We start from the raw sequence: 22,397 nt of genomic DNA on the forward strand, positions 1-22,397 counted from the left end.
GAAATGCCGGATGGGGTCGGCATTTCCCGCCTCAGAGCGAAGCAGAGGAGGGTGTCGCTTAGAACTTGGCTTCCAGGTCCACCTGGAGGGTGTCTACGTCGGCATTGCTGTTGGGCAACTGCGACTGGTCGGTCTTGGCCATCAGGTAGGCCGCACCCAGCGAGAAGTTCTTGTCGATTTCGTAACCCACCTTGAACTTGTGACCGCGCGATCCGGTGAAGCCGTTGCCGAAGTCCGAATCGGTGAACAGGCTGACCACGGCGTTACGCTGCACATCGCGGTAGTTGTAGTCCAGGCTCCAGGCGCCGACCTTGGTCTTCAGACCGGCCAGCCAGCCCACGTCGGCGCCGTCGGTGCTTTCGGTGTTCTTCACGTACTGGCCGTAGGCGGACAGCGGAATGGCGAAGCCGGTGAAGTCGAGCTGACCGAAGCCTTCGACCAGGTTGAACTCGTTGGTGGTGTTGCCGAGCGAAGCCAGGAGCGCCGAGGCCTTGTCGTTGTCGTAGCCGTAGATGCTCGCACCCACGGTCAGCTTGAGGGTGTCGGCCGGTGCGAACTTGGCGCCCAACTGGCCGTGATACAGCTGTGCGTCGTGCTTGTACTGGACGCCGTCACCGTCGACGTTGTCCTTGAGGGTGTACTGACCGGCGCTGGCGAAGATTTCGGCGCCGCCCAAGTCGGTCTTGTAGGTAGCCGCCACGCCTTCTGGGTTGATGTCGCTATCCCAGATGATGTCGCCCATGCTGACCCAGGGTTGCTGCATCTTGCCGCCGATCAGGTGCAGGCCTGGCAGCGCGGTCGGATGCCAGTCGAGGTAAGCCAAGTCGACCCACAGGCTCTTCTTGTCGAAGTAGTTGTCCAGGCTCTGGTTGGTGGAGCGGCGGTCGGCGCTGCTGCCGGTGGCGATGCGCACGCCGGCGTCGACTTGCGGGTTGATTTCGCTGTAGAAGCCGACGCGAGCACGAACGCGCTGGCGGTCCTGGTTGCCGCTGTCGTTGTTCGGGTTGTCGACGTTGACGTCTTCGTAGCGCAGGCGCACGTCGCCTTTGACCTGGGTCTTGGCGGCCCAGGCAACCTTCTGCTCGAAGGAGTTCATGCGCTCGGCCTGGGCTTTCTGGTCGGCCTTTTCCTTGGTTTCCGTGGCCAGGTCGGCCTGCAGTTCGTTGTACTGCGCCTGGTTGATCGAGCCGTTGGCGCGGAGCATTTCGAGCAGCTTGGCGTCGACTGCAGCACTGGCCGGAGCACTCAGAGCCAGCATCATGCCGGTGAGGCTCACTCCGGTAAGTGTAGAAACAAGACGCATAAGGTTCTCCCTGTTGGAAAAAAGTGGGGAGGCTTGTGGCGCCCACCCCCAAGTTGGCATGTCTTCGGAAAAGGCCTGAATAGACAGGTCGCTGGGGTTTCAGAAAACAGGCGCAAGTATTGCGGGGGTGCATGACAGAATAATGTCTAATTAGTGGCACTGCTGTTAAGTAATTGAGAATTCACAGGTTCGCGGGAACTTTCCTGGATTTGAGTGATACCGGTCTTTTCCCGGATACTGGGTCTCTGCAAACAGCGAGTCGACACCGTGACCAGCCTCTACAGCCTTGCCCATTTGCGCGACCTGCCGGCTTCGACCTGGGACGCCCTGGTGCCCGCCGGCCAACCCTTTCTGCGCCATGCCTTCCTCAGTGCCCTGGAAGACAGCGGCAGCGTCGTTCCGGCCACCGGGTGGGCGGCCGAGCACCTGTTGCTCGAACGCGATGGCCAGGTGCGAGCGATCCTGCCGGCCTATCGCAAGTGGCATTCGTTCGGTGAGTACGTGTTCGACCACGGTTGGGCCGATGCCTGCGAGCGCGCCGGTATCGCCTACTACCCCAAGCTGCTCGGCGCCGTGCCGTTCAGTCCGGTCACCGGCCCGCGCCTGTTGGCGGCCGACCCCGCCGATGGCCTCCTGCTGTTGCAGGCGCTACCGGAATACCTGGGCAAGGGTGGGCTCTCCGGGGCGCACATCAACTTCACCGAGCCTGCGCTGGACCAGCACCTGGCCGAACAGCCCGGTTGGCTGGAGCGCCTGGGCTGCCAGTTCCACTGGCGTAACCGGGGCTACCGGGATTTCCAGGACTTCCTCGACACCTTGAGCTCGCGCAAGCGCAAGCAGATGCGCAAGGAGCGTGAGCAGGTGGCTGGGCAGGGCATCGATTTCCGTTGGTACCGGGGCGACGAACTCAGCGAAGCGCAGTGGGATTTCGTCTACCGCTGCTATGCCAATACCTACACGGTGCGGCGCCGCGCGCCCTACCTGACCCGCGAGTGTTTCAGCCTGCTGGCCGAGCGCATGCCCGAGGCACTGCGTGTGGTCATGGCCCGGCAGGCGGGGCGGGACGTGGCCATGGCATTGAGCCTGGTCGGTGGCGACAGCCTGTATGGTCGCTATTGGGGCTGCCTGGACGAATTCGACCGGTTGCATTTCGAGACCTGCTTCTACCAGGGCATGGAGTTCGCCATCGCCCAGGGTGTGCAGCGCTTCGATGCCGGTGCCCAAGGCGAGCACAAGCTGATCAGGGGCTTCGAGCCGGTATTGACGCGCTCGTGGCACTACCTGCTGCATCCAGGCTTGCGGCGGGCGGTGGACGAGTTCCTGGTGCAGGAGCGCGAAGGGGTGAGGGCGTACGCCGAGCAGGCTCGTGAGATGCTGCCTTACCGGTGCGATTGAGCGGTGGATGGCACTGGCGTAGCCCGTGCCATCCACCCTGGGCGTTACAGGATGAAGCGCTTCACCAACCCGTTCAGCCCATTGGCCAGCCGCGACAGCTCCTGGCTCGAGGCATTGGTCTGCTGCGAGCCGGTCGCACTCTGCACCGACAGGTCGCGAATGTTGGTCAGGTTGCGGTCGACCTCGCGCGCCACCTGTGCCTGCTCCTCGGCGGCGCTGGCGATCACCAGGTTGCGCTCGTACATCTCGCTGATCCCCGAGGTGATCTCGTGCAGCGCCTGGCCGGCACTCTGCGCCAGTTCCTGGGTGTGCTGCGCCCGTGCACTGCTGCTCTGCATGGCCTGCAAGGCCTGGCTGGCGCCATTGCGCATCAGCGAGACCATCTGCTCGATCTCCTGGGTCGAGTTCTGCGTACGATGGGCCAGTGCCCGCACCTCATCGGCGACCACGGCGAAACCACGCCCCGACTCGCCAGCGCGGGCGGCTTCGATGGCGGCGTTCAGCGCCAGCAGGTTGGTCTGCTCGGCGATCGCGCGGATCACATCCAGCACCTTGCCGACCTGCTGAGATTGCTCGGCCAGGGTGCCCACCAAGGCTGCCGAAGCGGTCACTTCCTCGGTCAGGTCGCCGATCGCCTCGATGGTTTGCGATACCCGCGCCTGGCCTTGCTGCGCCGATTGCGTGGATGCCCTGGACGCTTCGGAGGTGGACACGGCATTGCGTGCCACTTCATCCACCGCTGCGCTCATCTCGTTCACCGCAGTAGCCGCCTGTTCGATCTCGTCATGCTGGCGTGTCAGGCCTCGACCGGCTTCTTCGGTCACCGCATTGAGTTCTTCCGAGGCGGCCGCCAGTTGCGTGGAAGAGCCGGTGATTTCACCCAGGGTCTCGCGCAGGCGTTCGCGCATTTGCGAAAGCGATTGCTGCAACTGGCTGACTTCGTCCTGGCCAGTCACGGCGATCGGTTGGCTCAGGTCGCCTTCAGCCACCTGGCGAGCGGCGAGTACCGCGTCGCGCAACGGCTGGACGATGCTGCGGGTCAGCAGCCAGGCCAGGGCGATGGTCACCAGCGCCGCGAGCACGATCACCGCGATCACCACCGCGCGCGACTGCGCATAGCGCTCGGCGGAGAGGGTACCCTCGCGCTCGATGCCCTTGCCGTACAGGTCACCCAATTCGGCCAGTTGCGCACCCGTGCCATCGACCACCGGCTTCATGTCGACCAGCACCAGCTTCTGCAATGCCGCCGTATCACCGCGGCGAGCCAGGGTGAAGGAGTCGGCCATGCCCTTCTGGTACACCGCGAAATCGCGCCTGAACAGCTGGTACAGGCGGGTCTCCTCCGGGGTGTCGACGAGCGCCTCGTAGGCCTGGATGTTCTGCATCAGCACCGTGTTGCGCGCTTCGTACTGGCTGACATAGGTGTCGACGTTGGCCGGGTTGGGGTCCAGTGCCACGCGCAGGGAAATGGTGCGGATACGCAGCATGTTCTCGCGGATGGTGTCGACCGTGCGAATGCTCGGTACCCAGTCCTTTTCCATGGCTGTGGCCGAATCACGAATGGTCGACATCTTGGCCAGCGAAAACACCCCAAGAAACGCGACCATCAGTGCAATACACGCAAAGCCCGAAGCAGCCCTGGGCGCGATACTCCATCTGCGTAACAGCATTACCACCTCGCCGGCCCGCCAGGGCCTTCAGTTGTTGAGTCGTACGACAACTTGTATCGGCTAGGCGGGCGAGCGCTTGAGGGGCGACAACGGGTCAGTCGACGCCGACGAAGCCTCCGGTCTGGTGGTGCCACAAGCGGGCATACAAACCCTGCTGGGCCAACAGTTCGGCATGGCTGCCGGTCTCCACCACATGGCCCTGGTCGAGCACCACCAGGCGGTCCATGCGGGCGATGGTCGACAGGCGGTGGGCGATGGCGATCACCGTCTTGCCTTGCATGAGGGTTTCCAGGCTTTCCTGGATCGCCGCTTCCACTTCCGAGTCCAGCGCCGAGGTGGCTTCGTCCATGACCAGGATCGGCGCATTCTTCAGCAGTACCCGGGCAATGGCGATGCGCTGGCGCTGGCCGCCGGAGAGCTTGACCCCCCGCTCGCCGACATGGGCGTCGAAACCGGTGCGGCCCTGGGCATCGGACAGCTGCGGGATGAAACCGTCGGCCTTGGCCCGGCGCACCGCTTCGAGCAACTGCGCCTCGCTGGCGTCGGGGCGGCCGTAGAGCAGGTTGTCGCGGATCGAGCGATGCAGCAGCGAAGTGTCCTGGGTGATCATGCCGATCTGCGCGCGCAGGCTGGCCTGGCTGACCTCGGCGATGTCCTGGCCATCGATGAGGATGCGCCCGCCCTGCACGTCGTACAGGCGCAGCAGCAGGTTCACCAGGGTCGACTTGCCCGCCCCCGAAGGGCCGATCAGGCCGATCTTCTCGCCGGGGCGGATGTCCAGGTTCAGCCCCTCGATGACATTGCTGCCCTTGCCGTAATGGAAGTCGACATCGTCGAAGCGCACGCCGCCGCGGCTGACCTTGAGCGGCGGGGCATCGGGCTGGTCGCGCACGGTCACGGGCTGGGCGATGGTCTGCAGGCCGTCCTGGACCATGCCGATGTTCTCGAAGATGCCGTTGACCACCCACATGATCCAGCCCGACATGTTGACGATGCGAATCACCAGGCCGGTGGCCAGGGCGATGGCGCCCACGCTGATCAGCGACTGGCTCCATAGCCACAGGGCCAGACCCGTGGTGGCGACCACCAACAGGCCGTTGAGGGTGGTGATGACCACGTCCATGCTGGTGATGACCCGCGAGGCCAGCTGGGTTTTCTCGGTCTGTTCGCGAATCGCTTCGCGGGCGTATTGCTGCTCGTAGTCGGTGTGGGCGAACAGCTTGAGGGTGGCGATGTTGGTGTAGCCGTCGACGATGCGCCCCATCAGCTTGGAGCGGGCATCGGAAGACACCACCGAGCGCTCCTTGACCCGCGGCACGAAGTAGAAGAGGGCGGCGATGTAGCAGGCGATCCAGGCCAGCAGCGGCAGCATCAGGCGCCAGTCGGCCTCGGCGAACAGCACCAGCGAGCTGATGGCGTAGATCAGCACGTGCCACAACGCGTCCACGGCCTGTACCGCAGAGTCGCGCAGCGAGTTGCCGGTCTGCATGATGCGCTGGGCGATGCGCCCGGCAAAATCGCTCTGGAAGAAGTTCAGGCTCTGCTTGAGTACATAGGTGTGGTTTTGCCAGCGGATCAGGCTGGTCATGCCGGGGTTGATGGTCTGATGCACCAGCAGGTCATGCAGGCCGAAGAACAGTGGGCGCAGCAGCAGGATCACCACCAGCATCCAGATCAGCTCGCCACTGTGCTCGCTGAAGAAGCTGGCGTTGGGCGTGCCCTGGGCCAAATCGATGATGCGGCTCAGGTAGCTGAACATCGCCACCTCGATCAGCGAGGCGACCAGGCCCACCACCAGCAAGGCGAGAAAGCTCGGCCAGACCTGACGCAGGTAATAGAGGTAGAACGGCCAGACCTGACTGGGCGGCGACTCGCTCGGTGCTTCGCGGAAGATATCGATCAGTTGCTCGAAACGACGATACAGCATAGGCAGTGCAACTCCTTTTCCAACCAACCTGCAGGCGGCTCACGTCCTTGTGAGACCGGCAATCAGTCGATGCGTTTGGCCGACTTGATGTAGACCGGGTCTGCCGGTACATCGCGCATGCCGCTTTTGATGGTGGTGGGCGAGTTGACGATCTGGTCGACCACCTCCATGCCCTTGGTCACTTTGCCGAACACCGCGTAGCCAGCGTCGCGGCCCGGGTTGAGGGAGTCATTGTCGGCGACGTTGATGAAGAACTGGCTGGTGGCCGAGTTCGGGTTGGAGGTGCGGGCCATGGACAGGGTGCCACGGGTGTTCATCAGGCCATTGCTGGCTTCGTTCCTGATCGGGTCACGGGTGTCTTTCTGCACCATGCGATCGGTGAAGCCGCCACCCTGGACCATGAAGCCGGGAATCACCCGGTGGAAAATGGTGTTGTTGTAGAAGCCACTGTCGACGTATTCGAGGAAGTTCTTCGTGCTGACCGGCGCCTTCTCGGCGTTCAGTTCGATTTCCACCTGGCCGAAGCTGGTGTCGAGCAGGACGTGCGGGGTTTTGTCCGAGGCCATGACGCTGGCGGCGAAGGCGAACGAGCAGGCGGTGAGCAGGAGGTTTTTCAGCATGGGCTCAAAGATCCTTGAGAGGTGGAGGCGGCGGTCAGGAACTGCAGCAGGGTCTGGTTGAAGACGTCGGGTTGATCAAGGGGCGTAGCGTGCCGGGAATCGTCGACGACCACCAGCCTGGCCTTGGGTATCTTGGCCACGTAGCGCTCCTTGAGTTGTATCGGGGTGTAATCGTGGTCGGCAGCGACGATCAGCGTCGGACAACGGATCTGGCCGATGCGTTCTTCCACGCCCCAGTCGACGATGGCGTCGAAGCTGGCGAGATAGGCGCGTTTGTCGTTGCGTGCCCAGCGCTGGGCCATGGTCTGGCGCAGGTCGGCCTGCTCGGGTTTGGGAAACAGCCGCGCGGCGAGACCCTGGCCCACCGTCTCGACGCTGAGCAGCCGCGCCAGGCCCCAGCGCTTGGCCCACCAGAGCCAGTCGGAGGCCGTGCGGCGCTTGACCGCCGGGGCGCTGTTGACGATACACAGGCTGCGCAGCCACTGCGGATGGTCGACGGCGAACTGGAAGCCGACCATGCCGCCCATGGACAGGCCGACGAAGTGCACCGGGCCAGTGTCCAGGTGTTCGAGCAGGGCCAGCAGGTCGGCGCTGAAGGTGGCGATCTGGTAACCGTCACGGGGCTTATCGGAGCGGCCGTGGCCGCGAATGTCCATGAGGATCACCCGGTAGTGCTGGCTCAGCGCCGGCACCTGCAGCTCCCAGTCCTGGCTGCTCGAGCCTAGCCCATGCAACAGCACCACGGGTTCGCCCTGGCCGTATTCCTGATAATGCAGCGAGCATCCTTCATGTTCGAAATAGGCCACCGGCGCGGTCCTCTCAAGCTTGTGGGGGGGCTGCGAAGGGCACGTCCAGGGGCGCGGTGTCGAAATTGCGCAGCAGGTCGATGAGAATCTGCGTGGCCGGGCCCAGGGTCTTCTCTTTGCTCGAATAAAGGTAGAACAGTGGGTGGCGGCTGCCACCCTGATCCAGCGGCAAGGGCTTGAGCACGCCATCGCGCAGCTCGCGTTCGATCATGTGCCGGGGCAGCCAGGCAAAGCCCAGGCCACTGCTGACGAAGGTGGCGGCGGTGCCCAGGCTGCCGACCGTCCAGCGCTGCTCGGCGCCGAGCCAGCCGACATCGCGAGGCTGCGCCCGGCCCGAGTCGCGGATCACCACCTGCAACTGGCTTTCCAGGTCCTGGAAGGTGATGTCCCGCCCCAGGCGGTGCAGGCTGTGCTCGGGATGGGCAACGGCGACGAATTCCACCGAGCTCAGCTCGGTGCCCAGGTAGCCACCGATGCTGTAACTGCTGATGGCGAGGTCGGCGATACCCTCGTGCAGCACTTCCTCGACGCCAGACAACACCTCCTCGCGCAAGCGCACCCGGCAACCACGGCTTTGCGGCATGAATGCGCTGAGGGCGCGCACCAGGCGGGCGCTGGGGTAGGCGGCATCGACCACCACGCGCACCTCGGCTTCCCAGCCCTGTTCCATATGATGGGCCAGGTCCTCGAGCTGGCTGGCCTGCTTGACCAGGTGCCGCGAGCGGCGCAGCAGCACGTTGCCGGCCTCGGTCAGCACTGCCTTGCGCCCATCGATGCGCAGCAATGGCACGCCCAGTTGCTCCTGCATGCGTGCCACGGTGTAGCTCACCGACGACTGCGAGCGGTGCAGGGCCTCGGCGGCCTGGGCAAACCCGCCGTGGTCGACCACTGCCTGCAGGGTTCGCCACTGATCCAGGGTTACGCGCGGCGCTTTCATCTTCGGCTCCTGTTGTCCTAAGCTGCGCTCTTCTCAAGGAGAGCGCCCATGAAGAAATGTTGTGCGGTATTGCTGCTGTGCCTGCCTGCGGTGGCTGTGGCCTATCCCATCGATGTGGAAAAGCAGACAGACGGGGTGCAACTCGACTACACCACCTACGCCACGGCCTACGACATCGGCAGTATCAGCCTGAACAACTATGGGCAGGTGCCGGCGCAGTGCAAGGTCACTTTCCGCAATGGCCCGGAAGCGCCCCGGGTGCGTCGGGTGAATGTGCCGGCCGGTAGAAGCGTGGACGTCACCGCCAAGTTCAACCGGCAGATCATCCGGCTGCGCGTCGACCTGGCCTGCAAGGCGGAATAAAACGGATTAATCGATAGATTGAACCCACTTTTTACGCTTTTTTATCGATAGGTCAAGCCTTAATCTTCTCTCCATCGAATCGCACCCAATTTTGCCGATGGAGGCAGCCATGTCCCGCGTACTGATCATCGAAAGCAGCGCCCGCCAGCAGGATTCCGTATCCCGCCAACTGACCCGCGACTTCATCGCCCAATGGCAAGCGGCGCACCCGGCCGATCAGATCACCGTACGCGACCTGGCCGCGACCCCGGTCCCGCACCTTGACGCCGATCTGCTCGGCGGCTGGATGAAACCCGAGGAACAGCGCAGCGCCAGCGAAATGCAGGCCCTGGCCCGCTCCAACGAATTGACCGAGGAGTTGCTCGAAGCCGACGTGCTGGTGATGGCTGCGCCGATGTACAACTTCACCATCCCCAGCACCCTCAAGGCCTGGCTGGACCACGTGCTGCGCGCTGGCATCACCTTCAAGTACACCCCGACCGGCCCACAAGGCCTGCTTACCGGCAAGCGCGCCATCGTCCTGACCGCCCGTGGCGGTATCCATGCCGGCGCCACCAGCGACCATCAGGAACCGTACCTGCGCCAGGTGATGGCGTTCATCGGTATCCACGATGTCGATTTCATCCATGCCGAGGGCCTGAACATGAGCGGCGAGTTCCACGAGAAAGGCCTCAACCAGGCCAAGGCCAAGCTGGCCGCGGTGGCCTGAGGGGTAACGAATTCCCAACCCTGACACCTGGTTTTGCTCCTTTGGGTGTACCTGCCCGGCCTGATGGCCGGGCTTTTTTATGCCGGGGATTTACCGGCCCCCACATTCCTCATGGTTGAACTCTGCTGGCGCAACCCGCTAAGGTCGCGCCCTTGAATCACGAGAGGCAACCATGGGCTACCTGATAATCGTCGCGCTGATCCAGGCGTTTTCCTTCAGCCTGATCGGCGAGTACCTGGCCGGGCACGTCGACAGCTACTTCGCCGTGCTCGCCCGGGTGGTGCTGGCCGGCCTGGTCTTCCTGCCGCTGACCCGCTGGCGCCAGGTCGAACCCCGCTTCATCCGCTCGATGCTGCTGATCGGCGCCTTGCAGTACGGCATCACCTACGTCTGCCTGTACCTGAGCTTCCGCGTGCTGACGGTGCCGGAAGTGCTGCTGTTCACCATTCTCACGCCGCTGCACGTGACGCTGATCGAAGATGCGTTGAATCGCCGCTTCAACCCTTGGGCATTGCTGGCCGCTGCGGTCGCGGTGGCAGGGGCCGCAGTCATTCGTTTCGACAGCATCACCGGCGATTTCTTCATTGGCTTCCTGCTGTTGCAACTGGCCAACTTCACCTATGCAGCCGGCCAGGTGCTGTACCGCCACCTGATCGCCCGCCACCCCAGCGACCTGCCGCACTACAAGCGCTTTGGCTATTTCTACCTCGGTGCACTGCTGATCGCGCTGCCGGCGTTCCTGCTGTTCGGCAATGCCCAGCACCTGCCGAGCACCGACGTGCAGTGGCTGGTGCTGCTGTTCCTCGGCCTGTGCCCGACGGCGCTGGGCCTGTACTGGTGGAACAAGGGTGCGTGCCTGGTCTCCGGCGGCACCCTGGCGGTGATGAACAACCTGCACGTGCCAGTCGGCCTGCTGCTCAACCTGCTGATCTGGAACCGCGACGAGCCGCTGGGGCGTTTGCTTGTCGGCGGCGCGATCATCCTCGCCTCGGTATGGTTGGCGCGCTTGGGTAGCCGTGCGCGCCCGGCACTGAGCCAGAAGGTCTGACATGCATACCATCTTCGTCATCGTCGCACCGATCTTCGCCCTGATCCTGGTCGGCTACCTGTGCCGCAAAACCAACAAGCTGGGCGACAAGGCCGCGGCCGAGATCAACAAGATGGTGGTCTGGCTGTGCCTGCCGGCGCTGCTGTTCAAGGTCACGGCCACCGCGACCTGGAGCGAGATCTGGCACCCGGGGTTCATCGTGGCGTTCGGCGCCGGGGCCCTGGCGATGTTCGTGGTCACCCTCGGCTGGCGCCTGTTCAGCGGCCATGGCCTGGTCGCGGCGAGCATCGACGGCTTGAGCGCGGGCTATGCCAACACCGGCTACATCGGCATTCCTTTGTGCGTGCTGCTGTTCGGCCAGCCCGGCCTGCAGCCGGCGCTGATCTCGTCGCTGATCGTGGTGTGCCTGGTGTTCGCCATCTCGCTGATGCTGATCGAGATCGGCCTGCAGGAAGAGCGACAGATCGGCCGGGCCATCCTGGTGGTGAGCAAGGCGCTGGCGAAGAACCCGCTGGTGGTGTCGCCTTTGGCGGGGGCCGCATGGGCCATGTCCGGACTGGGCCTGGCGGAGCCGGTGATGCACTTCCTGGACATGCTGAGCCTGGCCACCACGCCGTGCGCGTTGATCTCGCTGGGCGCTTTCCTGGCGGAAAAGCGCATCGGGACCCAGGCCAGTCCCTGGCCACTGGTGTGGCTGAAGCTGGTCGGCCAGCCGGCGCTGACCTGGGTGCTGGCGTTCAAGGTGTTCAGCCTGCCGACCATGTGGGCGGCTTCGGCGGTGCTGCTGGCGGCGCTGCCGACCGGTACCGGACCGTTCATGTTGGCGGAGTACTACAACCGCGAGGCAGGGCTGATTTCCCGGACGATCCTGTTGTCGACCGTGGTGTCGTTGGTGACGTTGACCGGCCTGCTGTACCTGCTGGGTTATGCGGGGTAGCTGAGCGCGCTGCTGGTTGATCAAACCTCTCGCCGTTGTTAAGCTGCTGCCGAGGGCTCAATAAGAGCATTGCTGTTCGGTGACAAGGTGCTAACGACCGACAGTGCGGATTGCGGGGCGCACCACCCTGCGGTAGCGGCAACCAGGCAACAACGGTTGGCTTGCGACCCTGCTGGTCATATCTGGCCAGTCTGCTAAGTAAGCGCTGCGACTACCAGCCCTCCTGTCATTTATGCAAAGGCGCCTGATCGGCGCCTTTGTTCATTCAGCGTTACCTATTACTTTTCCTACCTGAGTGCCATGGCCACGGCGGTTGATCCTGTAGGCCGTCACCACCGAATAGAATGCTTGGCCGGAGTTGTCATCCACGATGGGCTCCAAGATCACGACGCCCTTGGCGCTGCGCAGAACGGCAATACGGTATCCGTTCTTGGTCTGGTGGAATTCGCAATAGATGGCCGCCTTGTGCACGATTACCGAAGCCACATAGGCCGCGACTTCGTTGACTGTTCTGTAACCCCAGCTTGGTAGCTCATGGAAGTGCTGTTCCCAGATGTGCCTCACGCCGTAACCCTTGTTCCGACCTATTTGCCGACCTGCCCTCAGGTAGATGTGTCCCTCCGGCAGGAGAATTTGCCGAGACTTCATCAAGGGCACGTAGCCAAAGCTTTGGTGCTGGGTCCGGGGATCAGCGATGTAGTCGTCCTTGTGAAGCTCTGGCGTGTAGATCGGAGACAGTATGGGGACATGAGGGAAGGACAAATGAAGCTCCCGTGCAATGGCCGTACTGCGCCAAAGCTTCAGGAAGCGGGTGGGCAGATCGATGAGCAGAATGAACAGCGCTAGGTGTGGGTGTCTGCATTGAGACTAGTGCGCTTATCTGCCGTGCCGCAACGGTAAACAGGTGGGAAACGCAGCTTTGGGAAATAGCCTACAGCGATAGGCACGCCATTCCAGCATTTTTGATCATCCTCATACTGAGTCGAGGATACACTTTGAGATAGCCAGGTGCCTGGGCTGACCCCACGGCTGTGGAGCGTGGTCATGCAAGTCGGTTCCGGCAAGGGCGGCGCCCGGTCTGTCAGTTTCACTGCCCCGATGTAGATACCGCCTTGCCAGCGGTGAGGCCAGCCCAGGCGAAACAGGCTGCGACTTATGGCAGGGGATTCGACTCCACTAGCATCTGCTGGTTTGCACGACACCCGCTTGTTGCTTCAAGGTTTCGTAGCACGGCGTCTTTCATGGGGCGGGAGGCGTGTGGGGGAGGATCGGGAACTATTTTCAGCATTATTGTTTCCATCTGTCGGGCGGCCACCTTCTGCTGTCAAACAGAGGGTGGTAGCTGTACGCGGGTTGACAGACCGGCGGAAACAACAAGTTCCGGCGCACGCAAGCGTGCCCGCACGTACAGCCACCATAAAGGGGCAGCAGTTTGTTGTTTACCGTCGTGACCTGTCAAAGTCATGTCGCTACTGGGTAACGACATCCTGAGACTAGAACGCGTTCTAGCGAGGCCGCAACGGAAAATAGGCCGCAAGAGTATCTTTGGGAAACGTCCTACGTGGAATAGCCTAAATCTGATAGTTCTCTCGATCGAGCCATCATCAGGTAGCAAGCGTATTGGGGCCGATACGCGCCCCATCGCGGGCAAGCCCGCTCCCACAATTTCAACCGCGCAGACGCTGACCCTGTGGGAGCGGGCTTGCCCGCGATGGGCTGCAAAGCAGCCCCGGCACTCTCAAGCCTCGCTCATCTCTTCCAACCGACGCGGCACCGGCTCCGCAGCACGCCCCGCCAACCCCAAGCGCATGTCACTGCCACTCGGCTGCTGATACAGGCTCAAGCCAAACTCCGGCAACACCGCCAGCAGGTAATCGAAGATATCCCCCTGGATCCGCTCGTACTCCGCCCACACCGTGGTGGTGGTGAAGCAGTAGATCTCCAGCGGCACGCCTTCAGCGCTGGTCTGCATTTGCCGGACCATGCAGGTCATGTTCGGGTGCACGTTGGGGTGGTTCTTCAGGTAAGCCAGGGTGAAGGCGCGGAAGGTGCCGATGTTGGTCAGCCGCCGGCGATTGCCGGAGTGCCCGGCCAGTTTGCCCTTGGCCTGGTTCCAATCGGCGAGCTCCTGGCGCTTGGCCGCCAGGTAGTCGGCCAGCAGGTGCACCTGCTCCAGGCGCTGCTCCTCCTCGGGAGTGAGAAAGCGCACGCTGGCCACGTCGATGAACAGGCTGCGCTTGATCCGCCGCCCGCCAGACTGCTGCATGCCGCGGTAGTTGCGGAACGACTCGCTCATCAGACGCCAGGTGGGGATCGAGACGATGGTCTTGTCGAAGTTCTGCACCTTGACCGTGTGCAAGGTGATATCCACCACGTCGCCATCGGCGCCGACCTGGGGCATTTCGATCCAGTCGCCGACGTGCAGCATGTCGTTGCTGGTGAGCTGCACGCTGGCGACGAACGACAACAGCGTGTCCTTGTACACCAACAGCAGCACCGCCGACATCGCACCCAAGCCCGACAGCAGCAACAGCGGCGAGCGGTCGATGAGGGTAGCGACGATGACGATCGAGGCGAAGATCCACAGCATCATTTTGGCCAGCTGCACGTAGCCCTTGATCGAGCGCGTACGGGCATGCTCGGTGCGGGCGTAGATGTCCAGCAGCGCGTCGAGCAGGCACGACAGGGCCATGGTCATGAACAGCAGGGTGAAGGCCAGGGCGACGTTGCCGAGGAAGTGCTGGGCGGTGTCGGACAGCTCCGGGACCAGTTTCAGGCCGAATTGGATGATCAGCGAGGGCGTGGTCTGGGCCAGACGGTGGAACACCTTGTTGTGGCGCAGGTCGTCGAGCCATATCAACGCCGACTGGCGGGCCAGCAGGCGCGCTGCGTGCAGCATCAGGTAGCGCACCAGGCGGCCGAGCAGCAGCGAGATCAGCAGTAGCACGGCCAGGCCGAGGGTGGCGTGCAGCAGGGGATGTTGGTCGAGGGTGCCCCACACGTCGAGGGTGTCACGCCAGAATGTTTGGATATCCATGGGCTTTGCAACATCTGTGTAGCGAAAAGAAGGACTATTAGAACGCGGAAGACGCTGCGGTGGCCAAAAGAAATTCGGCTCCGGCGGCAGAAAACGTTACCCTATGCAACTTGAATTTCCCGCACTTGCCCGAGGTTACCTCCGTGTTCTCCCAATTCGCCCTGCACGAACGCCTGCTTAAAGCCGTGGCCGAGCTTAAATTCGTCGAGCCAACCCCGGTGCAGGCCGCGGCCATCCCCCTGGCCCTGCAAGGGCGCGACCTGCGTGTGACTGCGCAGACTGGCAGCGGCAAGACTGCCGCCTTCGTCCTGCCGCTGCTCAACCGCCTGGTCGACCTTAAAGGCGGGCGCGTCGAGATCCGCTCGCTGATCCTGCTGCCGACCCGCGAGCTGGCCCAGCAGACCCTCAAGCAGGTGCAGCTGTTCTCGCAGTTCACCTACATCAAGGCGGGCCTGGTCACCGGCGGTGAAGACTTCAAGGAACAGGCCGCCATGCTGCGCAAGGTTCCGGACGTGCTGATCGGCACCCCAGGCCGCTTGCTCGAGCAGCTCAATGCCGGCAACCTCGACCTGTCCCACGTGCAGGTGCTGATCCTCGACGAAGCCGACCGCATGCTCGACATGGGCTTCGCCGAGGACATGGAGCGCCTGTGCAAAGAATGCGAGAACCGCGAGCAGACCTTGCTGTTCTCCGCCACCACCGGTGGCGCGGCGCTGCGCGACATCATCGGCAAGGTGCTGAAAGAGCCCGAGCACCTGATGCTCAACAGCGTCTCGCAGTTGGCCGAAGGCACCCGCCAGCAGATCATCACCGCCGACCACGACCAGCACAAGGAACAGATCGTCCAGTGGCTGCTGGCCAACGAGACTTTCGACAAGGCGATCATCTTCACCAACACCCGCGCCTTGGCCGACCGCATCTACGGCCATCTGGTGGCCAAGGACGTCAAGGCCTTCGTCCTGCACGGCGAGAAGGACCAGAAGGACCGCAAGCTGGCCATCGAGCGCTTCAAACAGGGCAGTTCCAAGGTGCTGGTGGCTACCGATGTCGCCGCTCGTGGCCTGGATATCGACGGCCTGGACCTGGTGATCAACTTCGACATGCCGCGCAGCGGTGACGAGTACGTGCACCGCGTGGGCCGTACTGGCCGTGCCGGCGGCGAAGGCCTGGCGATCTCGCTGATCACCCATAATGACTGGAACCTGATGTCCAGCATCGAGCGCTACCTCAAGCAGACCTTCGAGCGCCGGGTGATCAAGGAAGTGAAGGGTACCTACAGCGGGCCGAAGAAGGTCAAGGCCTCGGGCAAGGCGGTGGGTGCCAAGAAGAAGAAGGTCGACAAGAAGACAGGCGAGAAAAAGGCCGCTGCCAAGCGCAAGCCGACCGCCAAGCCAAGGCCGAATGCGCCATTGGCCAGCTCCGATGGCCTGGCGCCGCTGAAGAAGCGCAAGCCTGCGGCTGAGTAACATTCACCGGCGGTGTTGGCATTTTTGCGGGCAAGCGCGCTCCCACAGGCAGTTTGCAGTCCATCCTGTGGGAGCGGGCTTGCCCGCAAAAATGCCAACACCTACCCAGCCTTCTTCTCAGCTTCCTTCAATTCCTTGATCCGCTTGTCGATCAACTGACACTTGTCGGGCAGGTCCTTGCTCGCCGTCCCCAGCTCCATCCCCTGGAGCTCCTCGTTTATCTCCTTGGCCTTCTGCGGATTCTGTTCGGTCAGCTGGGTCACCAACCCGGCCAGCTCCTCACGTTTCTGCGTGGCTTCTTCGGGCGTGCAGGCCCAGGCGGGTAGGGCGCAGAGCAATCCGGCCGCACAGGCCAGGGTTGGCAGCATTTTCATCCTGATCACCTCCGTCGGTGGCTGTACGCGGTGGAGCACCGGCAGATGGGGTAAGTTCATAAAATCCACCACCTATACCCCCGGGTATATGGACCCCATCTCCCCTCGGCCCTAGTTTGTTCCCACAAACACAACAACCGAGGAACAACCCATGGATCGATTGAAAGGCAAGGTCGCGCTGATCACCGGTGGCGCTGGCGGCTGCGGCCTGGCCGCCTCCGAGCTGTTCGCCGCCGAGGGCGCCAAGGTGGCGATCCTCGACCTGCCCAGCAGCCAGGGTGAAGCCGTGGCCGCGCGGATCAACGCCAATGGCGGCCAGGCCCTGTTCGTACCCGCCGACGTGTCCAGTTCCGAGCAGGTGCATCGCGCGGTGAGCCAGGCGCAGGAGCATTTCGGCCCGATCACCGTGCTGATGAACCATGCCGGTATCATCGCCGCCGGCCCGTTCCTGGAAACCGGCGAAGACGAGTGGGACCGGTTGATGAGCGTCAACGTCAAGAGCATGTTCCTGGTCACCAAGGCGGTACTGCCCGGCATGCTCGCCGCCGGTGGCGGCAGTGTGATCTGCACTTCGTCGATTTCTGCCGTGGTCGGCACGCCGATGGAAGTGCTGTATTGCACCACCAAGGGCGCATGCCATATGTTCGCCCGCGCCCTGGCCGTCGAATTCCGCGACCAGAACATCCGCAGCAACGCCATTTGCCCGGGCTTCATCGGCACCGCCCACGGTCGCCGCGAGCTCGATCTGCTGCGTGGCTACGGCGTCGATGCCTCCGACGAAGCCATCAAGACCATGCAAGGCCGCTTGTGCGATCCGACCGAAGTGGCCAATGCAGCGCTGTTCCTGGCCAGCGACGAGTCCAGCTTCGTCAGCGGCTCGCACCTGTTCGTCGACAACGCCTACACCGCCATGTAAAGCCCACCGGCCCTGGTCTCAGGGCCGGTCTTGAACAAGAAAAACAGCAGCACCTTTCAATTCTGCCCCCAAGCCAACTCCAACAAGATCAGAGGCAGCAGATGGAAAACATAGGCACCTACGTCATCTACGTGATCATGGCGTGCGCCGTGGTCGGCGCGATCGCATCGATCGTCAACGCGGAATCCGAACTGGCCAAGGAGTTCACCGCCGGCCTGCACAGCATTGGGCCGATCTTCATCCCGGTGGCCGGGATCATGGCTGCTATTCCGTTCATTTCCAGCTTCATCAGCCACTTCATCGGCCCACTGTTCCAGGCCATGGGCGCCGATGCCGGGATCGCCGGGCCGATCTTCATCGCCTCGGACCTGGGCGGCTACCAACTGGCCCAGGCGCTCTCGAGCAGCCCCGAAGGCTGGATCCTCGGCCTGATCACCGGCTTCCAGTGCGGCTCGACGGTGATCTTCGTGATCCCGGTGGGGCTGGCCATGCTCAACAAGGCCGACCACAAGTACATGGCCCTGGGCATCATGGCTGGCTTGCTGAGCATCCCGATCAGCATCGTCTTGATCGCCATGGGCATGCAGGCCATGGGCCTCGGCGTACGCCCGGATATCGCCACTGCGGGCGCGGCCACTCAGGCGCTGCACTTCACCTTGCCGACGCTGTTGCGCAATCTGTCGCCGCTGATCCTGTTCTGCGTGGCACTGGCCGCGGCGCTGCGCTACTTCCCCAACCTGATGGTGCACCTGTTCCTCAAGCTTGGGCAGCTGATGTACGCCGCAGTGACCCTGGTCCTGGTGGCTTCGATCGTCGAGTACTTCACTGGCGTATTCACCTCGCTGTTCGGCGGCTGGGGCTTCGCGCCGATCATCGCCGACAAGGACGACCAGTTCCGTGCGCTGGAGATCGCCGGCTACGTGGGCATCATGCTGTGCGGGGCGTTCCCGATGGTGTACCTGATCAAGCGCTTCCTGTCCCGCCCGATCGAGAAGGTGGCCGGCAAGGTCGGCCTGTCGCCCGTGGGCGCCGCAGGCGTGCTCGCGGCCTCGGCCAACATCCTGGCGATGTTCCGCCTGGTGGCCGACATGCCGCCCAAGGACAAGGTACTGGTCATCGCCTTCGCGGTCTGCGCGGCGTTCACCTTCGGTGACCACCTGGCCTACTCGGCCAACTTCCAGCCCACGCTGATCGGGCCGCTGATCATCGGCAAGCTCGCCGGCGGCTTGCTCGGGATGCTACTGGCGTATTGGCTGGCCGTGCCCAAGGCGGTGGAGTTGGGGCGCCAGGAAGAAGCGGCGGGGGTGCTGCAGGTCAGCGCTTCGTTGCAGTAAGGAGGGCGATCGTCGTTCAATGCCGTGCGGGCTTCCCGCACGGCATTTGCGTTCGATTTTTCATTTCAGACAGGCCCTAGCATGAACAGCGACGACGCCAACCGCCTCGGCACGGTCATCCGCAGCATCGGCAGCGGCGACCTGGGCGTGGCCCTCGATACCGCGCTCAAAAGCGTGGTCGACTTCGACATGAGCTGCGCCTACCTGTTTCGCTTCAACCAGCCGGCGCTGCTGGTGCATGACGGCTACAACCAGCGGGTAGCCGAGCGTACGCTCAAGGCCTATCTGCGTGGTGGCTATCTGCTCGACCCGTTCTATGTGGCCTGCACCAACCACCACCCGGCGGGCCTGTGGCGCATGAGCGAGCTGGCGCCAGACAGCTTCTTCGCCTCGGGCTTTTCCATCTCCCACGACATCCATCCCTGCGTGTCGTCGCACCATGGCAGCCTGATCGAGGAAATCGGCTTCATCGTCCCGGTGCGGCCACGCACCGCACTGGTGTATTCGCTGATGCGCGGGCTCGACAAGGGCGCGTTCGAGGCGGCCGAAGCCGAGCGTCTGGCAGCGCTGACGCCGCTGATCGATGCGATTTTCAGCCAGCACCTGCGCCTGGCCCATGCCGACGATCTGGCCGACCCACAGGATTCGGACAGCCAGCTCGAGGACGCATTCGTCGATATTCTCCAGGGCCAGCTCACCGAAACCCAGCGGCACGTGGCCAAGTTGATCCTGCAGGGGCACAGTAGCCAGTCGATCTCCCGAGAACTGGGTATTTCCGAGGGCACGGTGAAGGTACATCGGCACAACATCTGGCAGCGGCTAGGTATTGCCGGCAATGCCGAGCTGTTTCGCTTGTTCATCAATTACCTGGTGAAGCAGTGATTGCGCTAGCGCTGATCCTTTCGGAACGCTCGTCCTCGCTCATTGGTCCCAAGCTGTGTACCCCTTCTTCAAAGCCGGAGGCCACGGCCATGAGCTCACACTACGACTGGGACCTGATCGAACGTCTGCTGCATGAAGTGCAGAACGGTGCCGATCACAGCTTCACCCCTCGCCCCTATGCCGAGCAACACGCGGCTGACCTGGCCGCCAAGGGCCAGCCGGTGGGGGACCTGGACCACCTGAAAACCCGCGCCTGCGAGTATGAAAAGCTGCTGTTCGAGCGTGGCTTCATCGAAAGTCGACCCGAAGAAGACGGCGGCAACGGCGAGAATTTCGTACTCACCGAGAACGGCTCTCGTCTGCTGAGCCTGATCGACAGCAGCATTCCCGGCTTCGAGCACCCGCGCCAGGTGCTGGATGAACAGGACGATGCATTGGACGAGAGCACTTTCGTACAGGTTGCGTCGAAAGCGCAGATTGCAGGCGGAGCGATTTGAGGGTGGCGAGGGCAGGCGCGGAAACCTGATAATCGGCCATTCCTCATCGATTGCCGAGTTTGCCCCATGCATTTGTTCACCCAGATGGCCCGCCCATGAGCGAGGCCCGTAAAAGCCCCGACGCTTTCGCCTTCCAGGTGATGCTGGTCCGGTGCCTGATCTGGGGTTGCCAGCAGGTGCTGATCAAGACCGCCGCCGTCGATATCGCGCCCGTCATGCAGGCGGCACTACGCAACTGCATTGCCGCACTGCTGGTCGGTGCACTGGTGGTGTGGCGGGGCGACTTCAAACAGGTCGGACAGACCTGGAAGGCTGGTTTGCTCGCAGGTGCCCTGTTCGGCCTGGAATTCCTGTTCATCGCCGAGGGGTTGAAGCTGACTTCTGCGGCGCACATGTCGGTGTTCCTGTATACCGCACCGATGTTCACTGCGTTGGGCCTGCACTTCATCATGCCCAGCGAGCGTCTGCGGTTGTTGCAATGGCTCGGCATCTTGCTGGCCTTCGGCGGTATCGCTACGGCCTTCGCTGGCGGCATGTCGTTCGAGCAAATGGATGGCCGGATGCTGTTGGGTGATGCCATGGGTGTCTTGGCCGGGATGGCCTGGGGGGCCACTACCGTAGTGGTGCGTTGCTCTCGCCTGTCGGAAGCGCCGGCGACTCTCACCTTGTTCTACCAATTGGCCATCGGCTTCGCCGGCTTGCTGCTGATCGCCCTGCTGAGTGGGCAGATCGGCGAAGTGTCCTTGACGCCACTGGCGGTGGGTAGCGTGCTTTTCCAGGCGGTCGTGGTGTCGTTCGTCAGCTACCTCACCTGGTTCTGGCTGCTGCGCAAGTACCTGGCTTCCAACCTTGCGGTGTTTTCGTTCATCACGCCGTTGTTTGGCGTGACGTTCGGGGTGGTGTTGCTGGGTGAGCCATTGAGCGTGAATTTCGTGGTGGGCGCGGTGATGGTGTTGCTGGGGGTGGTGCTGGTCAATGCCGAGCCCTGGGTGAAGCGGCAATTGCGCAAGGTTGTGGGTTGAGGCGTTGGTAGTGCCGGCCAGGGATCAGTACCAACAGCCCCGCAACCCCCAGTCCACTCGCTGCCAGCAGCAGCGCCGGTTGCAAGCTCCCGCTGTAATGGTTGCTCACTGCCGCCAACAATGGCCCGCTCAGTTGCCCCAGGGCGAAGCAGGCGGTCAGCAGGCCGGCATTGCGCTGGGTGGCATGCGGGGCCAGCTCCCGTGAGCGTTGCATCACCAACTGCATGCAGGCCAGGAACGGCGTGCCGCACAGTACCACGCCCAGGGCCAGGCCGATGCCATCGCCCAGCAGGCAGGCCAGTACACCCAGGCCTTGCAGCCACAAGGTGACGGTCAGCCAGGCCGATGTCTGCCCTGGGCGGCGCAGGCTCACCAATACCACCCCCAGCGCTGCAGCCAGGCCGAACGCCGGCCAGAACAGGTCGGCCATCCAGTTGCCGCGAAACTGCTGGTTGGCCATTTGCGACAGGAACGTGGCCGGCAGGATGTAACCCACGCCGTACAGGGCATAGACCAGTCCCAGCCGGCCAATCCCCAGGCTGCGGCTCGGCCCTTGCGCAGCGGTGACCGGCGCGGGCTCCACCGCACGTGGCAGGGCGGGGCGTACCGCCAGCAGCATCACCAGTGCAGCCACGGCATACACCAGCCAAAGCGCTGCCGACCCCATCCCCAGCAAATGCGCGCCCAGTGCCAGCAGGCCGGTCAGGGCGATACCCAGGCCAGGGCCGGCGAACACCATGGCGCCCAGGCGTTGGCGGCCATTGGCATTGGCCACCTGCTGGCTGAGGCTGGTGATCATCACCAGTACCCAGGCGCTGGCCACGCCGGTGCCGAAGCGCAGCAGCAGGTGGCTCCAGAAGCCTTGAGCGGCCCAGGATGCGAGGGTCAGTAGCACGCACAGCCACAGGCCGCCGTGCAGGCGCAGGCGAACCTGAGCGGGCTTGCGGGCGAACATGCCGTCCACCGCCCCAAGGAAGTAACCCAGGTAGTTGGCTGCGGCCACCAGGCCGGCGGCAGTCAGGTCGAAGTGCCCTTCTGCGATCAGTTGTGGCAGTTGCGGGGTCAGGGCAAAGCGGCCGATCCCCATGGCCATCATCAGCGCGACAGTGCTGGCCAAAAGTTGTACGAGTGGCGACATGGCGTGGACTCCGGCA

At 63.3% G+C, this 22,397-nt stretch carries 21 protein-coding genes and 1 pseudogene; 11 read left to right on the forward strand and 11 right to left on the reverse strand.

Annotated features, from left to right (window positions below):
* Nucleotides 1-58 precede the first annotated feature (58 nt).
* The gene (locus IAE37_RS13225; RefSeq protein ID WP_201174290.1) at nucleotides 59-1,303 is read right to left on the reverse strand and encodes a putative porin; all 1,245 of its coding nucleotides are present in this window, start codon (nucleotides 1,301-1,303) and stop codon (nucleotides 59-61) included.
* A gap of 267 nt (nucleotides 1,304-1,570) precedes the next feature.
* Between IAE37_RS13225 and IAE37_RS13230 the strand changes: the two genes are divergently transcribed.
* Entirely contained in the window at nucleotides 1,571-2,698 is a 1,128-nt protein-coding gene (locus tag IAE37_RS13230) for a GNAT family N-acetyltransferase (RefSeq protein WP_201174292.1), read from the forward strand.
* Between the two features lie 44 nt (nucleotides 2,699-2,742).
* On the opposite strand, the gene IAE37_RS29185 is transcribed toward IAE37_RS13230, so the two are convergent.
* The 6 genes and pseudogenes from IAE37_RS29185 to IAE37_RS13255 all read right to left on the reverse strand — a co-directional run bounded on the left by IAE37_RS29185 (nucleotide 2,743) and on the right by IAE37_RS13255 (nucleotide 8,658).
* Nucleotides 2,743-3,606, reverse strand: a complete 864-nt coding sequence (locus IAE37_RS29185; RefSeq protein WP_442967821.1) for a methyl-accepting chemotaxis protein — start codon at nucleotides 3,604-3,606, stop codon at nucleotides 2,743-2,745.
* A pseudogene (locus tag IAE37_RS29190) lies at nucleotides 3,598-4,368 on the reverse strand (MCP four helix bundle domain-containing protein); the annotation flags it as partial. The pseudogene IAE37_RS29190 and the gene IAE37_RS29185, both read right to left, overlap by 9 nt.
* Before the next feature lie 94 nt (nucleotides 4,369-4,462).
* Nucleotides 4,463-6,295 carry an ABC transporter ATP-binding protein gene (locus IAE37_RS13240; protein WP_201174294.1) on the reverse strand — a complete coding sequence of 611 codons (1,833 nt, stop codon included), beginning with the start codon at nucleotides 6,293-6,295 and terminating at the stop codon, nucleotides 4,463-4,465.
* A gap of 62 nt (nucleotides 6,296-6,357) precedes the next feature.
* Nucleotides 6,358-6,915, reverse strand: a complete 558-nt coding sequence (locus IAE37_RS13245) for a peptidylprolyl isomerase (protein WP_201174295.1) — start codon at nucleotides 6,913-6,915, stop codon at nucleotides 6,358-6,360.
* Nucleotides 6,909-7,721 carry an alpha/beta fold hydrolase gene (locus IAE37_RS13250; protein WP_201174296.1) on the reverse strand — a complete coding sequence of 271 codons (813 nt, stop codon included), beginning with the start codon at nucleotides 7,719-7,721 and terminating at the stop codon, nucleotides 6,909-6,911. Before IAE37_RS13250 ends, IAE37_RS13245 begins: the two co-directional genes overlap by 7 nt.
* Before the next feature lie 13 nt (nucleotides 7,722-7,734).
* A complete protein-coding gene (locus IAE37_RS13255) occupies nucleotides 7,735-8,658 on the reverse strand; it encodes a LysR family transcriptional regulator (RefSeq protein ID WP_201174297.1) in 924 nt (307 codons plus the stop codon).
* A gap of 48 nt (nucleotides 8,659-8,706) precedes the next feature.
* On the opposite strand from IAE37_RS13255, the gene IAE37_RS13260 reads away from it, so the two are divergent.
* The 4 genes from IAE37_RS13260 (at nucleotide 8,707) to IAE37_RS13275 (ending at nucleotide 11,715) form a co-directional block, all read left to right on the forward strand.
* Complete coding sequence (locus IAE37_RS13260; RefSeq protein ID WP_201174298.1) at nucleotides 8,707-9,021, forward strand: 3-phosphoglycerate kinase; 315 nt, start codon at nucleotides 8,707-8,709, stop codon at nucleotides 9,019-9,021.
* A 109-nt stretch (nucleotides 9,022-9,130) separates the two neighbouring features.
* The gene (locus tag IAE37_RS13265) at nucleotides 9,131-9,730 is read left to right on the forward strand and encodes an FMN-dependent NADH-azoreductase (RefSeq protein WP_201174299.1); all 600 of its coding nucleotides are present in this window, start codon (nucleotides 9,131-9,133) and stop codon (nucleotides 9,728-9,730) included.
* Between the two features lie 172 nt (nucleotides 9,731-9,902).
* Nucleotides 9,903-10,778, forward strand: a complete 876-nt coding sequence (locus IAE37_RS13270) for a carboxylate/amino acid/amine transporter (protein WP_201174301.1) — start codon at nucleotides 9,903-9,905, stop codon at nucleotides 10,776-10,778.
* Between the two features lies 1 nt (nucleotide 10,779).
* Nucleotides 10,780-11,715: an AEC family transporter gene (locus IAE37_RS13275; protein ID WP_201174303.1), complete on the forward strand. Its 936-nt coding sequence runs from the start codon at nucleotides 10,780-10,782 to the stop codon at nucleotides 11,713-11,715.
* Nucleotides 11,716-11,976: 261 nt separating this feature from the next.
* Here the strand turns inward: IAE37_RS13275 and IAE37_RS13280 are convergent, their stop codons facing one another.
* Nucleotides 11,977-12,477, reverse strand: a complete 501-nt coding sequence (locus tag IAE37_RS13280; RefSeq protein ID WP_236409947.1) for a hypothetical protein — start codon at nucleotides 12,475-12,477, stop codon at nucleotides 11,977-11,979.
* Nucleotides 12,478-13,453: 976 nt separating this feature from the next.
* Nucleotides 13,454-14,752, reverse strand: a complete 1,299-nt coding sequence (locus IAE37_RS13285) for a mechanosensitive ion channel family protein (protein WP_201174304.1) — start codon at nucleotides 14,750-14,752, stop codon at nucleotides 13,454-13,456.
* 143 nt (nucleotides 14,753-14,895) lie between these two features.
* On the opposite strand from IAE37_RS13285, the gene IAE37_RS13290 reads away from it, so the two are divergent.
* Complete coding sequence (locus IAE37_RS13290; RefSeq protein ID WP_201174306.1) at nucleotides 14,896-16,218, forward strand: DEAD/DEAH box helicase; 1,323 nt, start codon at nucleotides 14,896-14,898, stop codon at nucleotides 16,216-16,218.
* A 101-nt stretch (nucleotides 16,219-16,319) separates the two neighbouring features.
* On the opposite strand, the gene IAE37_RS13295 is transcribed toward IAE37_RS13290, so the two are convergent.
* Nucleotides 16,320-16,592 carry a hypothetical protein gene (locus IAE37_RS13295; protein ID WP_201174308.1) on the reverse strand — a complete coding sequence of 91 codons (273 nt, stop codon included), beginning with the start codon at nucleotides 16,590-16,592 and terminating at the stop codon, nucleotides 16,320-16,322.
* A 151-nt stretch (nucleotides 16,593-16,743) separates the two neighbouring features.
* Here IAE37_RS13295 and IAE37_RS13300 point away from each other — a divergent pair, with 151 nt between their 5' ends.
* From IAE37_RS13300 to IAE37_RS13320, 5 genes are all read left to right on the forward strand, one after another.
* Nucleotides 16,744-17,508, forward strand: a complete 765-nt coding sequence (locus IAE37_RS13300; protein WP_201174310.1) for an SDR family NAD(P)-dependent oxidoreductase — start codon at nucleotides 16,744-16,746, stop codon at nucleotides 17,506-17,508.
* A gap of 101 nt (nucleotides 17,509-17,609) precedes the next feature.
* The gene (gene eutH / locus IAE37_RS13305; RefSeq protein WP_201174312.1) at nucleotides 17,610-18,842 is read left to right on the forward strand and encodes an ethanolamine utilization protein EutH; all 1,233 of its coding nucleotides are present in this window, start codon (nucleotides 17,610-17,612) and stop codon (nucleotides 18,840-18,842) included.
* Nucleotides 18,843-18,923: 81 nt separating this feature from the next.
* Nucleotides 18,924-19,724 carry a helix-turn-helix transcriptional regulator gene (locus IAE37_RS13310; RefSeq protein WP_201174314.1) on the forward strand — a complete coding sequence of 267 codons (801 nt, stop codon included), beginning with the start codon at nucleotides 18,924-18,926 and terminating at the stop codon, nucleotides 19,722-19,724.
* An 89-nt stretch (nucleotides 19,725-19,813) separates the two neighbouring features.
* Nucleotides 19,814-20,221 carry a transcriptional regulator gene (locus IAE37_RS13315; protein WP_201174315.1) on the forward strand — a complete coding sequence of 136 codons (408 nt, stop codon included), beginning with the start codon at nucleotides 19,814-19,816 and terminating at the stop codon, nucleotides 20,219-20,221.
* Nucleotides 20,222-20,316: 95 nt separating this feature from the next.
* On the forward strand, nucleotides 20,317-21,243 hold the full coding sequence (locus IAE37_RS13320; protein WP_201174316.1) for a DMT family transporter: 927 nt from the start codon (nucleotides 20,317-20,319) through the stop codon (nucleotides 21,241-21,243).
* On the opposite strand, the gene IAE37_RS13325 is transcribed toward IAE37_RS13320, so the two are convergent.
* Nucleotides 21,194-22,381, reverse strand: a complete 1,188-nt coding sequence (locus IAE37_RS13325) for an MFS transporter (protein ID WP_201174317.1) — start codon at nucleotides 22,379-22,381, stop codon at nucleotides 21,194-21,196. The genes IAE37_RS13320 and IAE37_RS13325 overlap by 50 nt on opposite strands.
* Nucleotides 22,382-22,397 lie beyond the last annotated feature (16 nt).

Source organism: Pseudomonas sp. S31 (assembly GCF_016648105.1).
Lineage (GTDB): Bacteria > Pseudomonadota > Gammaproteobacteria > Pseudomonadales > Pseudomonadaceae > Aquipseudomonas.